This is a genomic window from Streptomyces sp. NEAU-sy36, from assembly GCF_013423905.1.
In the GTDB taxonomy this organism is placed as follows: Bacteria; Actinomycetota; Actinomycetes; order Streptomycetales; family Streptomycetaceae; genus Streptomyces; species Streptomyces misionensis.
In genome coordinates this window covers 6,459,190-6,472,140 of sequence record NZ_CP058977.1, presented here as the reverse complement: position 1 = coordinate 6,472,140, position 12,951 = coordinate 6,459,190, and the positions used below count along the sequence as shown (strand labels likewise).

Here is a 12,951-nt window from a genome sequence, read left to right as displayed (position 1 = left end):
TGCCGTGTGGGGCGTCGCGACCCGGTGAACCTTTCCGGTCACGGCATGGATGAGCGGTCACGGCGCCACCCACGCGTACCGGTGCTCCGGGCGGCCGGTGTCGCCGTACTTCAGGGAGAGGCGCAGCCGGCCGGCCTGTTCCAGGTGGCGGAGGTAGCGCTGGGCGGTGGAGCGGCTCAGACCGGTGCGGGCGGCGACCTCGTGGGCCGACAGCGGGTGGTCGGCGCCGTACAGGACCTCGCATATCAGGTCCGCGGTGGGAGCGGTGTGGCCGGGTACGGAGGGGACGGGAGCCGTGCGCAGCGCGCCGAAGATCCGGTCCACCTGTTCCTGGCCGGTCACACCCCGGCCGCCCACCCGGTCGACCGTGCGGCGCAGCGCGGCGTACGAGTCCAGCCGGGCGCGCAGTGCGGCGAAGGTGAACGGTTTGACCAGATAGTGCAGGGCGCCAAGGCGCATCGCCTGCTGCACGGTGGCGACGTCCCCGGCCGCCGTGATCATGATGACGTCCGTGCCCTGGCCCTGTTCCCGCATGCGGTGGACGAGTTCCAGGCCGGTACGGTCCGGCAGATAGTGGTCGAGCAGCACCAGGTCGATGGCACCGCGTTCGACGGCGGCCAGCGCCTGGGCGGCGCTGTGCGCGCGGGCGGCCACCCGGAACCCGGGAACCTTTCCCACGTACTTCGCGTTTATCTCAGCGACGCGGAAGTCGTCGTCGACCACCAGGACGTCAATCATCAGGCCTCTCCTCCAAGGCCGGCGAGCACCAAGCCCGTGTTTTCGGCTCCGCAGTTGTAGCGCGAGCAAAAAGAGCACAACAGGTGCTTGCGAGCAAAAGAACGGCTTGCGCACACAAGACTGCTGCGCGTGGCGGCCCGCACCTACCGTCCCGGGCCATGAGCGCACACACCAGCCCCGCCATCGAGCTGCGGGGCGCGAGCAAGACCTTCAGGACCCCGTCCGGGGGACTGCACACGGCCGTGCGCGGCCTGGATCTCACCGTGGAGCGCGGCGAGTTCGTGGCCGTCGTGGGGCCGACGGGCTGCGGCAAGTCCACCACGCTGACCCTGGTCAGCGGGCTTGAGGAGCCCACCGAGGGCGAGGTGCTGGTGGCCGGGGAGCCGGTCGACGGCGTCGGCGGCAAGGTCGGCTTCGTCTTCCAGCAGGACGCCACCTTCCCCTGGCGCACGGTCCTGTCCAACGTGATGGCCGGCCCGCGCTTCCGGGGCGTTCCCAAGGCGGAGGCCCGGGAGAAGGCCCGCGAATGGCTCGGCCGGGTCGGGCTCGCGGCCTTCGAGGACCGTTATCCGCACCAGCTCTCCGGCGGTCAGCGCAAGCGTGTCGCCCTCGCCGCCACCTTCGTCAACGACCCCGAGATCCTGCTGATGGACGAGCCCTTCTCGGCGCTCGACGTGCAGACCCGGGCGCTGATGTCGGACGAGCTGCTGGAGCTGTGGGAGGGCACGGGCGCCTCCGTCGTCTTCGTCACCCACGACCTGGAGGAGTCCATCGCGCTGGCCGACAAGGTCGTCGTGATGACCGCGGGGCCCGCGACGGTGAAGCAGGTCTTCGAGATCGACCTGCCCCGGCCGCGCAAGGTCGAGTCGGTCCGTCTGGAGCCGCGCTTCATCGAGATCTACCGGGAGATATGGGAGTCCCTCGGCGAAGAGGTCCGCATCACCCGCGAGAGGGGTGCCGCGCATGTCGCCTGAGGTTCTCACCACTCCGGTCGCCGAGGGCGCCAAGATCTCCGACCGCGCCCGCAGCCGGGCCCAGGCCGCCCGCCGCCGCAGGCTCCTCGTCAACACCGCGCGGGGCGTCCTCCTGGTCGCGGTCCTCGGGCTGTGGGAGGCGCTGTCCCGGGCGAAGGTCATCGATCCGTTCAACTTCTCGATGCCCTCCAAGATCTGGGACCAGATCTCCACCTGGGTCATGCACGGCACCGCGCTCGGCTCCCTGGGCGAGCAGATTTGGTACACGCTCTACGAGGCCCTGCTCGGCTGGGTGATCGGTGTGGTCGCCGGTGTGCTGCTCGGCATCGCGCTCGGGCGGATCGGCTTGCTGGCCGAGGTCCTTGGTCCATACATCAAGGTACTCAATTCGATACCGCGGATCGTGCTCGCGCCCATCTTCCTGATCTGGTTCGGGCTCGGCCCCTCCTCCAAGGTCGCCTCGGCCGTGGTGCTGGTGTTCTTCCCGGTGTTCTTCAACGCCTTCCAGGGAGCCCGCGAGGTGGACCGCAACCTGGTGTCCAACGCGCGCATCCTGGGTGCGACCGACCGCAGGGTGACCCTCCAGGTGGTCATCCCCTCGGCCACCTCCTGGATCTTCACCAGCCTCCACGTCAGCTTCGGTTTCGCGCTGATCGGCGCCATCGTCGGCGAGTACATCGGTGCGACCAAGGGCATCGGCCTGCTCGTCGCGCAGTCGCAGAACACCTTCAACGCGGCCGGTGTGTACGCCGCGATGGTCATCCTCGCCGTGGTCGCACTCGCTGCCGAGGGCCTGCTGACCTTCGCCGAGCGCCGGATCTTCCGCTGGAAGCCCGCAGGTTCCGACAGCTGACCCGCCGGCGCCCCGCACCACCCCCCCCACGCCCTCCCCGCACCGCCCACTCACAAGGACGTGAACCGCCATGCGCAAGACCGCCCGACACGCCTGCCTGGCCGCCGCCGGACTGCTCGCCCTCACCTCGCTCACCGCCTGCGCCAACGACGCGGCCGGCTCCTCGGCCGACGCCGGCAGCGCAGGCGGCGGCAAGGGCGAGACCGTCAAGATCATGGTCGGTGGCCTGGACAAGGTCATCTACATGCCCGCGATGCTCACCCAGCGCCTCGGCTACTTCCAGGACGAGGGTCTGAACGTCCAGCTCATGACCGAACCCGCCGGTGTCCAGGCCGAGACCGCGCTCGTCGCCGGGCAGGTGCAGGGCGCGGTCGGCTTCTACGACCACACCCTCGACCTCCAGACGAAGGGCAAGACGGTGGAGTCCGTCGTGCAGTTCTCGCGCGCGCCGGGCGAGGTGGAGGTCGTCTCCGACAAGGCCGCGGGTGACCTCACCTCGCCCAAGGACTTCAAGGGCCGCAAGCTGGGCGTGACCGGGCTCGGTTCCTCGACCGACTTCCTCACCAAGTACCTGGCGGTCAAGAACGGCGTGCAGGTCAGCGAGTTCACCCCGGTCGCCGTGGGCGCGGGCCCGACGTTCATAGCCGCCTTGCAGAAGGGCTCGATCGACGGCGGCATGACCACCGACCCGACGGTGGCGACGATCCTGGACAAGAAGGCGGGCAAGATCCTGCTCGACATGCGCACCCCCGAGGGGTCGCAGCAGGCGCTCGGCGGGCCGTACCCGTCGTCGAGTCTGTACATGCAGACGGACTGGGTGAACGGACACAAGGACACCGTCCAGAAGTTGGTCAACGCATTCGTCAAGACGCTCAAGTGGATGTCCACCCACAGCGCCGACGAGATCGCCGCCAAGATGCCCGCCGACTACTCCCAGGGCGACAAGGCGCTCTACACCCAGTCCATCAAGAGCACCCTGCCGATGTTCACCGACGACGGGGTGATGCCGCAGAACGGGCCGGAGACCGTGGAGAAGGTGCTCAAGGCGTTCAACCCCAACATCAAGAACGCCGACGTCGACCTGAGCAAGACGTACACCACGGAGTTCGTCAAGGCGGTCAAGTAAGCCCGACGGGCCGTCAACCCGCCCGGCCCGTCGGGCGGCCCCGCGGTCAGCTGTTGCTCGCCGTGCGCTGGGGCTCCAGCTCCGGTTCGCCCAGCGCCTCCGGCAGCACCACCGTGAACTCCGCGCCGCCCCCGCCGGCGGTGCCCACGGTGGCGCTGCCGCCCTGGCGCTCGGCGAGCCGGCGCACCAGCGACAGCCCGATGCCCCGCTTGCCGTGCGCGGGCGGCCGCTTGGTCGACCATCCCTCGGTGAACACCAACTCCCGCTGGTCCGGCGGGATCCCGGGGCCCGTGTCGCGCACCCGTAGCACCACCGTGCGGCCCTCGGTGCGCAACTCGACCTCCACGCGCGCGTGCGGGGTACCCGCGACCGCGTCCAGGGCGTTGTCCACGAGGTTGCCGACCACGGTGACCAGCCCCCGCGGATCGACCAGCCGGTCCGGCAGCCGGCTGCGCTCCGACACCCACAGGGCCACCCCGCGCTCGGCCGCCACGGTCGCCTTTCCGACCAGCAGCGCGGCCAGCAGCGGGTCGTGGATCTTCTCGGTGATCTGTTCGGACGTGACCCGGTGGTCCCCGACCACCTCGCCGACGAACTCCACCGCGTCGTCGTACATCTCCAGCTCCAGCAGCCCGAGCAGGGTGTGCATGCGGTTGGCGTGCTCGTGGTCCTGGGCGCGCAGCGCGTCGATCAGCCCGCGCGTGGAGTCCAGTTCGCGCCCCAGCTGCTCCAACTCGGTACGGTCGCGCAGAGTGGCGACCGCACCGCCGTCGTCGGTGGGCATCCGGTTGGCGACCAGCACCCGCGGGCCGCGCACCGTCAGCAGATCGGTCCCGGTCACCCGCCCGGCGAGCACATCGGTCGTGCGGCCCGCGCCGAGCGCCTCGTCGGGAGTGCGGCCCACCGCCTCGTCACCGATGCCCAGCAGCCGCCGCGCCTCGTCGTTGAGCAGGCGGATCCGGCCGCTGCGATCCAGCGCGACCACGCCCTCCCGGATGCCGTGCAGCATCGCCTCGCGCTCGGCGAGCAGCGCCGAGATGTCGGAGAAGGCCAGGTCACGGGTCTGCCGCTGCACCCTGCGGGAGATCAGCCAGGCGGCCAGCGCGCCCACCGCGAGCGCACCCCCGGCGTAGGCGAGCAGTCCGGGGATGGCACTGATCAGCCGGGCGCGCACGCTGTCGTAGGCGATGCCGACCGAGACCGCCCCGATGACGTGGTGATCGGCGTCGTACAGCGGCACCTTGCCCCGTGCGGAGCGCCCCAGGGTGCCCCGGTCGATCTCCATGACCTCCTTGCCCGCCAGGGCGCCCGAGGGGCTCGTGGAGACCTTGTGGCCGATCTGCGAGGTCGTCGGGTGCGACCAGCGCACCCAGTGCCGGTCCAGCACCACGATGTACTCGGCGTGGGTGGCCCGCCGGATCCGCTCGGCCTCCTGCTGCACCGGCCCGTCCTCGGTCGGCGGGGTGCTCAGCAGTCCCTGGGCGATCTGCGGGTCCTGGGCCGTGGTCTCGGCGATGGCCAGCGCGCGCCGCATCGCCTCGTGGTCCAGCTGTTTGCTCAGCGGCGCGAGGAACAGGCCGGTCGCCAGCACCGCGACTCCCGCGGCGAGCGTGACCTGCATCAGCAGCACCTGCGAGAACACCCGCCGTGGCATACCGAGACGCAGACGGCGTGCGGGGGGAGTGTGGCTCATGGGAGGACAGTACGGGCTCCGCCCGGCGCGCGGTTCAGCTCGCCAGCGCCGTCGGCCGCAGTTCGCGCACCGCCACCACGTTCATCCGGGCCGGAGTGCCGAGCACCGCGGCGCCGCAGCTCTCCGGCCGCGGCGGCAACGACGCCCCGCGCGCCACGGTGACCCGCCAGCGGCGCCCGTCGGCGTGGACGACGGTGACCTCCCAGCGCGGCGCCGCGCCATCCGTGCGTACGACGCCCAGCACGCCCGCCCGGTGCTCGTCCGCCACCGAACGCACCGCCAGTTCGGCGGCCTGCCCCGGCCGTTCGAAGGCGGAGCAGCCGCGGCAGCCCTCGACCGACACCCGGCCCTCCCGGACCCCGTCCAGGGCCGCCTTGACGGTGGCGGTCCCGGCGCGCCCGTAGACGTAGCCGTACGGCAGCACGAGCACCGTCGGCGCGAAGCGATGTCCACCCAGATGGGTGACCTCCCAGACCCCGCTTTCCCCGGCGGCGGCCAGTTCGGCGGCGAGCGGACGGCCCTGGAGGGCGCAGCAGCGGTCGCGCTTGCCGTTGGTGCACACGAGGGCGAGCGGGTCGCCGGTGTGCGGACGCCCGCCGAGCACCGTGGCGAAGGAGCGGTGGTCGCCCGCTCCGAGGGCGGGCAGGTCCAGGTCGAGCAGCCGGCGCGGATCGCGGGTGACGGCGCCGTGCAGCCACACCCGTCCCGGAACGGTGTGGGCGGCGTACACCCGCCGGATCTCGCGGGTGCCGGGGTCGGCGTGGCGGCCGGGGCGCCGGATGAGGGCGACGCGCACGCCGGTGCCCCCGGCCGCCGCCTCCAGGGCCCGGCCCACCGCAGGGTCCAGATGGCTGGAAGTGAGCGCCTTGGCGCCCCACGGGCCGGGCTGTTCCAGCAGCAGCCATGTCGTCGCCGTGGCCGCCGTTGCCGAAAGGGGCTCGTCGAGGCTTCGGGAGACGGTCGCGCACCAACTCACAGAGGTGAGCCTAACCTGACTTGCGGCGCGGCGACTTCCGGCCGGGCCGTGTCGTGCCTGGCGACGGGTGTGTGCCGGTCCCGGGCCAGGCCCCGGCTACCGCGGTTCCGGCAAGGGCTGGGGCGGGCGCGGGCCGACGTAGTGGCCCACGGGGCGCATGCGCAGCGGGCGCTCGTCGTACTCCTCCAGGGCGTGCGCGATCCAGCCGGCCGTGCGGGCCACGGCGAAGATCGTCTCGCCGGCGGTGGCCGGCATCCCGAAGGAGGCGGTGAACACCGCGAGCGCCAGGTCCACATTGGCGTGCAACGGGGTGTGCCGGGCGGTCGTGGCGACGATGTCGCGGGCCGCGAGCAGCGCCGACTCCGCGCGGGGGAGCCGCTCCAGCAGGCCGAACAGGACCCGGGCGCGGGGGTCCTCGCCGGTGTACAGACGGTGGCCGAGGCCGGGGATGCGGCGGCCGGCGCGCAGTTCGTCGGCGATCACCGGGGCGGCGGTGCCCAGTTCGAGCACGTCCAGCAGCATCCGGTGGGCGAGGCCGCTGCTGGCGCCGTGCAGCGGGCCCTCCAGGACGCCGAGCCCGGCGGAGACGGCCGCGTACGCGTGCGCCCGGGCCGAGGCGGCCACCCGGACGGCCAGCGTGGAGGCGGCCAGGTCGTGGTCGGCGAGCAGGGCGAGCGCGGCGTCCAGCACGCGCAGGGCGTCCTCGTCGGCCGGCAGACCGGTCAACCGTGCCCACAGTCGGTGCGCGAGCGGTACGTCGTCCCCGGGATCGCGCAGGGCCGGCGGCAGCGCGGCCACCATGGTGGGGATGAGCACGCGCGCCGTGTTCAGCACGGCGTCCCCGGACAGGTCGAAGCGCAGCGGGTCCTCGGCCGACGCGGCGATCGCCGCGACCCGCAGCCGGTCGGTGGGGGAGGTGTGCTCGGGCAGTGCCTCGACGGCCCGGCGGGCGACGCGCAGGGTCTCCTCCGGCGCGGTGAAGGCCGTACCGGGGGCGAGCCGGCCGGTCCACAGCCACTCCGCGACCTCCTCGTAGGAGTGGCGGGCGGCCAGCTCGGTGGCGTCCACGCCCCGGTAGTAGTACCGGTCCGCCTCGATCAGCGTGATCCGGGTGCGCACCGAGAGATCACCGCCCGAGCCGGGGACCCCGGCGCTCTCGCGGCGGTTGCGCCGGGCCAGTTCCTCCACCTCGCGCGCCTCGAAGGTGCTGGCGCGGCCGCCGGGCTCGCGCCTGCTGCTCAGCAGGCCGCGGCTCACATACGCGTAGACCGTCTCGGGCTTCACGCCGAGCAGTTCGGCGGTCTCCTTGGTGGTCAGCCTTCGCCCGGGGCGGTTGGGAACGGGTTCGTGATCGCGCATGGGGGCCACGGTAGCGGGCCCCTGCACACCTTGATGGGCATCCCGCTGAGCATTGATCCAATCAATATTGACAGGAGATCCATCAAGCATGGACAGTCGGATCAAGTTCAGAGGAGGAGAGACATGGCCATCAACAGGACCGCGACCCCGCTCGTGGACGTGCCGCGAGGCCTCGCCGGCGTCGTCGTCACCGAGACGGAGATCGGTGACGTCCGGGGGCGGGAGGGCTTCTACCACTACCGGCAGTACTCGGCCGTCGACCTCGCGCGCACCCGGCGGTTCGAGGACGTCTGGCACCTCCTCGTGCACGGGGCGCTGCCCGGTGCAGAACGCGCTGCCGCCTTCGCCGCCGAGACCGCGGCGCTGCGCCGGCTGCCCGAGGAGATACGGTCCGCCCTGCCCGCGATCGCCGCAGCGAGCCGCCGCTCCGGCCCGCTGGCCGGCCTGCGCACGGCACTGTCGCTGCTGGGCGCCGCACGCGGCTTCCGGCCGCTGTACGACCTGGACGCCGAGCGGCGCCGCGCAGACACGCTGGCCGCCTGCGCGGCCGTGCCCACCCTGCTCACGGCCCTCTACCGCCTGGGGCGGGGGCTCGACCCGGTGGAGCCGCGCGACGACCTGCCGTACGCGGCCAACTACCTCTACATGCTGAGCGGTTCGGAACCCGACGCGCGCCAGGCTCGTGCCGTCGAGCAATACTTGATCTCCACCATTGACCACGGTTTCAATGCGTCAACGTTCACCGCCCGGGTCATCGCCTCCACCGGCGCCGACGTCGCGGCCTGTCTCACCGGGGCCGTGGGCGCGCTGTCCGGCCCGCTGCACGGCGGCGCGCCCAGCCGGGCCCTGGACACCCTGGACGCGATCGGCACCCCGGAGCGCATCGACCCGTGGATCCGGGAACGGGTGCTGGCCGGCGACCGGATCATGGGCTTCGGACACGCGGTCTACCGCACCGAGGACCCCCGCTCGCGCATGCTCCGGGAGATCGCCCTCGGCTTCGGCGGCCCCCGGGTGGACTTCGCGGTCGAGGTCGAACGCCGGGTCGAGGCCATCCTCGCCGAGCTGAAGCCGGGCCGCGAACTCCACACCAACGTCGAGTTCTACGCCGGGGTGGTCATGGAACTGTGCGGCCTGCCCCGCGAGATGTTCACCCCCACCTTCGCGGCCGCGCGGGTCGTCGGCTGGAGCGCCAACGTCCTCGAACAGGCGGCCGACCCGAAGATCATCCGCCCCGCGGCCCGCTACGTCGGCCCCGATGCGCCCGTCGCGGTTCCCGTCGTCTAGACGAGCCGCCCCCGGGAACCCTTTTATCCTGGTCCGCAGCCGGTTCACAGGAGAGAGGTCGCCCCTTGGGGAACAGCTTGGCGCACAGTGCGGACGGCAGCGGCCGTCCTCGGCAGATCCCGGTCGTCGTACTGGCCGGCTTCCTCGGCTCGGGGAAGACCACGCTCCTCAACCACCTGCTGCACCACAGCGCGGGCAGCAGGATCGGGGCGATCGTCAACGACTTCGGCGCCATCGAGATCGACGCCCTGGCCGTCGCCGGCGCCCTGGGCGACTCCACCGTCTCCCTCGGCAACGGCTGTCTGTGCTGTGCCGTGGACGCCAGTGAACTCGACGTCTACCTGGACCGGCTCGCCGCGCCCGGCGCCGGCATCGACGTGATCGTCATCGAGGCCAGCGGACTCGCCGAGCCCCGGGAACTGGTGCGCATGGTGCTCGCCAGCGAGCACCCCGGCATCGTCTACGGCGGCCTGGTCGAGGTGGTGGACGCGGCCGAGTTCGACGACACACGCGACAAGCATCCCGAGATCGACCGGCACCTCGCCCTCGCCGACCTGGTGGTCGTCAACAAGCTCGACCGGGCCGCCGACCCCGAACGGGTGCTCGCCCTGGTGCGCTCCCTGACCGACCGGGCGGCCGTCGCCCCGGCCACCTACGGCCGGGTCGACCCCGAGTTCCTCTTCGACTGCCGGCCGAGCGAGGAGCGCATCGGCCAGCTGTCCTTCGACGATCTGCACGACCGCGGAGCGCACGAGCACACCGGGCACCTGCACACCGGCTACGACAGCCTGTCCTTCACCTCCGGCAGCCCCATGGACCCGCGCCGCCTGATGCGTTTCCTGGACAGCAGGCCCGAGGGGCTGTACCGGATCAAGGGCCATGTCGACTTCGGTCCGTGCGACCCCCGCAACCGCTACGCCGTGCACGCCGTCGGCCGGTTCCTGCGCTTCTACCCCGAGCCCTGGCCGCCCGCCGAGGACCGCCGCACCCGACTGGTGCTGATCGGCTCCGGCATCGACACCGAGACGCTCGGCAAGGAACTGCGGGGCTGCGAGAGCGACGCCCCGCACGCCGACGAGCACGGCATGTGGGGCGTCCTGCGCTACGTCCAGGGCACCGAGGAAGAGCCGGACACCGAGAACGACGACGGTTAGGGCACCGCCCGCCGCGGTCAGAACACCGGACCGGCGACCACCGAGACCGTCTTCGGCAGCGAGGTGCCCGAGCCGTCCCGGCGCGGGTCCGGCTCCGGCAGCTCCGCGGGGCTGCCGTTCTTCTGCGCCGCGCGGGCGGGCGTCGGGCCCGCCCAGGCCAGCGCGAGGCAGTCCTCACCCTTCAGGAACCGCTGGCAGCGCACTCCGCCGGTCGCCCGGCCCTTGCGCGGGTACTGGTCGAACGGGGTCAGCTTGGCCGTCGTCTGCACCGAGTCGTCCAGCGTGCCGCGCGAGCCCGCCACGGTGAACACCACCGCGTCGACGGCCGGGTCGACGGCCGTGAACGAGATGACCCGCACCCCCTCGGCGAGCTTGATGCCCGCCATGCCGCCCGCCGGGCGGCCCTGCGGACGCACGATGGAGGCCTGGAAGCGCAGCAACTGCGCGTCGTCCGTGATGAAGACCAGGTCCTCCTCGCCGGTGCGCAGCTCCACCGCGCCGACGATCCGGTCGCCCTCCTTCAGCGTGATGACCTCCAACTCCTCCTTGTTGGACGGGTAGTCGGGCACCACACGCTTGACCACACCCTGCTCGGTGCCGAGCGCGAGGCCCGGGGACGACTCGTCCAGCGTGGTCAGGCACACCACCGTCTCGTCGTCCTCCAGGGAGACGAACTCCGCCAGCGGCGCGCCCCCGGACAGGTTCGGCGCGGCCGCGGTGTCCGGCAGCTGCGGCAGGTCGACCACGTTGATCCGCAGCAGCCGGCCCGCCGACGTCACCGCGCCGATCTCCCCGCGCGCGGTCGCCGGTACCGCCGAGACGATCACATCGTGCTTGACCCGCTTGGCGCCCGCCTGGTCCGGGAACGGCTCGGCCGTCGCCGTGCGCGCCAGCAGGCCCGTGGAGGACAGCAGCACCCGGCACGGGTCGTCGGCCACCTGGAGCGGCACGGCCACCGCGGAGGCGCCCGCCGACTCCAGCAGGACGGTACGCCGGTCGGTGCCGAACTTCTTGGCCACGGCGGCCAGTTCGGCCGAGACCAGCTTGCGCAGCTCCGCGTCGGACTCCAGGATCCGGGTCAGCTCCGCGATCTCCTCGGTGAGCCTGTCCTTCTCCGCCTCCAGCTCGATGCGGTCGTACTTGGTGAGCCGGCGCAGCGGCGTGTCGAGGATGTACTGCGTCTGCACCTCGCTCAGCGAGAAGCGCCCCATCAGGCGCTCCTTGGCCTGCGCGGAGTTGTCGCTGGACCGGATCAGCCGGATGACCTCGTCGATGTCGACCAGGGCCGTGAGCAGACCCTCCACCAGGTGCAGCCGGTCGCTCTTCTTGCCGCGCCGGAACTCGCTGCGGCGGCGCACCACGTCGAAGCGGTGGTCGAGGTAGACCTCCAGCAGCTCCTTCAGGCCGAGGGTGAGCGGCTGGCCGTCCACCAGGGCCACGTTGTTGATGCCGAAGGACTCCTCCATCGGCGTCAGCTTGTAGAGCTGCTCCAGGATGGCCTCGGGCACGAAGCCGTTCTTGATCTCGATGACCAGGCGCAGCCCGTGCTCGCGGTCGGTGAGGTCCTTGACGTCCGCGATGCCCTGGACCTTCTTGGCGTTGACCAGGTCCTTGATCTTCGCGATGACCTTCTCCGGGCCGACCGCGAACGGCAGCTCGGTGATCACCAGGCCCTTGCGGCGGGCGGTCACGGGCTCGACCGAGACCGTCGCGCGCATCTTGAAGGTGCCGCGGCCGGTCGCGTACGCGTCCCGGATGCCGTCCAGCCCCACGATCCGGCCGCCGGTGGGCAGATCGGGGCCCGGGACGTGCTTCATCAGCGCGTCCAGGTCCGCGTTCGGGTGCCTGATCAGATGGCGGGCGGCGGCGACGACCTCGCGCAGATTGTGCGGCGGCATGTTCGTGGCCATGCCGACCGCGATGCCCGAGGAGCCGTTGACCAGCAGGTTCGGGAAGGCGGCGGGCAGCGCCACCGGTTCCTGCTCCTGGCCGTCGTAGTTCGGCGCGAAGTCGACCGTGTCCTCGTCGATCGACTCGGTCATCAGGCTCGTCGCCTCGGCCATCCGGCACTCGGTGTACCGCATGGCGGCCGGCGGGTCGTCGTTGCCCAGCGAACCGAAGTTGCCGTGGCCGTCGACCAGCGGCAGGCGCATGGAGAAGGGCTGGGCCATGCGCACCAGGGCGTCGTAGATCGACGCGTCGCCGTGCGGGTGCAGCTTGCCCATGACCTCGCCGACGACACGGGCGCACTTCACATAGCCGCGCTCGGGGCGCAGGCCCATCTCGTTCATCTGGTAGACGATCCGGCGGTGCACCGGCTTGAGGCCGTCACGGGCGTCCGGCAGGGCGCGCGAGTAGATGACCGAGTACGCGTACTCGAGGTAGGAGCCACGCATCTCGTCCACGACGTCGATGTCGAGGATCTTCTCCTCGTACGAATCGTCGGGCGGCGGGGTCTTCGTGCTGCGGCGGGCCATCGCTGCCGGCTCCTCCTGATCTGGTCGCTCGCCTTCGGGGCGCGCACCCTTCGGCTCGCTCTTGCTGAAGCGGTTGACGGATCTGTCGCGGACCATTGTGGACCGGGGCACTGACAAGCCGGGCCGCGACCCGGTCCACGAGCCGTTCGCCGGCGGGCTCCACGACCCGCCCGCGAACGGCCCCGGACCATGCCGCGCCCGGTTCCGGGCCCGGGCGTCGCTCCGCCCGGCCCCCGCCCGCACCCCTGTCCGCACCCCGGCCCGCGCGGCTCGCCCGGCGCCCCGGGCGATCACGGATCCGGGTCCGACGCAGG

General features: G+C 71.9%; 10 protein-coding genes. 5 read left to right on the top strand and 5 right to left on the bottom strand.

Features of this window, described 5'->3' with window-relative positions; genetic code table 11:
* Positions 1-57 precede the first annotated feature (57 nt).
* Positions 58-738, bottom strand: a complete 681-nt coding sequence (locus tag HZZ00_RS28150) for a response regulator (protein WP_180329071.1) — start codon at positions 736-738, stop codon at positions 58-60.
* A 158-nt stretch (positions 739-896) separates the two neighbouring features.
* Between HZZ00_RS28150 and HZZ00_RS28145 the strand changes: the two genes are divergently transcribed.
* The 3 genes from HZZ00_RS28145 (at position 897) to HZZ00_RS28135 (ending at position 3,691) form a co-directional block, all read left to right on the top strand.
* Positions 897-1,712, top strand: coding sequence for an ABC transporter ATP-binding protein (locus HZZ00_RS28145; RefSeq protein WP_180329070.1), 816 nt, complete (start codon positions 897-899; stop codon positions 1,710-1,712).
* The gene (locus HZZ00_RS28140) at positions 1,702-2,565 is read left to right on the top strand and encodes an ABC transporter permease (RefSeq protein ID WP_180329069.1); all 864 of its coding nucleotides are present in this window, start codon (positions 1,702-1,704) and stop codon (positions 2,563-2,565) included. The genes HZZ00_RS28145 and HZZ00_RS28140 overlap by 11 nt, the downstream gene beginning before the upstream one ends.
* Before the next feature lie 70 nt (positions 2,566-2,635).
* The gene (locus HZZ00_RS28135; RefSeq protein WP_180329068.1) at positions 2,636-3,691 is read left to right on the top strand and encodes an ABC transporter substrate-binding protein; all 1,056 of its coding nucleotides are present in this window, start codon (positions 2,636-2,638) and stop codon (positions 3,689-3,691) included.
* A 46-nt stretch (positions 3,692-3,737) separates the two neighbouring features.
* On the opposite strand, the gene HZZ00_RS28130 is transcribed toward HZZ00_RS28135, so the two are convergent.
* From HZZ00_RS28130 to HZZ00_RS28120, 3 genes are all read right to left on the bottom strand, one after another.
* Positions 3,738-5,384 carry a sensor histidine kinase gene (locus HZZ00_RS28130; protein ID WP_180329067.1) on the bottom strand — a complete coding sequence of 549 codons (1,647 nt, stop codon included), beginning with the start codon at positions 5,382-5,384 and terminating at the stop codon, positions 3,738-3,740.
* 34 nt (positions 5,385-5,418) lie between these two features.
* The gene (locus HZZ00_RS28125) at positions 5,419-6,360 is read right to left on the bottom strand and encodes a sucrase ferredoxin (RefSeq protein WP_180329066.1); all 942 of its coding nucleotides are present in this window, start codon (positions 6,358-6,360) and stop codon (positions 5,419-5,421) included.
* Positions 6,361-6,456: 96 nt separating this feature from the next.
* Entirely contained in the window at positions 6,457-7,719 is a 1,263-nt protein-coding gene (locus tag HZZ00_RS28120) for a citrate synthase (protein ID WP_180329065.1), read from the bottom strand.
* A gap of 123 nt (positions 7,720-7,842) precedes the next feature.
* Here HZZ00_RS28120 and HZZ00_RS28115 point away from each other — a divergent pair, with 123 nt between their 5' ends.
* Positions 7,843-9,006 carry a citrate synthase/methylcitrate synthase gene (locus tag HZZ00_RS28115; RefSeq protein WP_180329064.1) on the top strand — a complete coding sequence of 388 codons (1,164 nt, stop codon included), beginning with the start codon at positions 7,843-7,845 and terminating at the stop codon, positions 9,004-9,006.
* Between the two features lie 65 nt (positions 9,007-9,071).
* Positions 9,072-10,160, top strand: a complete 1,089-nt coding sequence (locus HZZ00_RS28110) for a GTP-binding protein (protein ID WP_180329063.1) — start codon at positions 9,072-9,074, stop codon at positions 10,158-10,160.
* Positions 10,161-10,177: 17 nt separating this feature from the next.
* Here the strand turns inward: HZZ00_RS28110 and HZZ00_RS28105 are convergent, their stop codons facing one another.
* Complete coding sequence (locus tag HZZ00_RS28105; RefSeq protein ID WP_180329062.1) at positions 10,178-12,637, bottom strand: DNA topoisomerase (ATP-hydrolyzing) subunit A; 2,460 nt, start codon at positions 12,635-12,637, stop codon at positions 10,178-10,180.
* Positions 12,638-12,951: the final 314 nt, after the last annotated feature.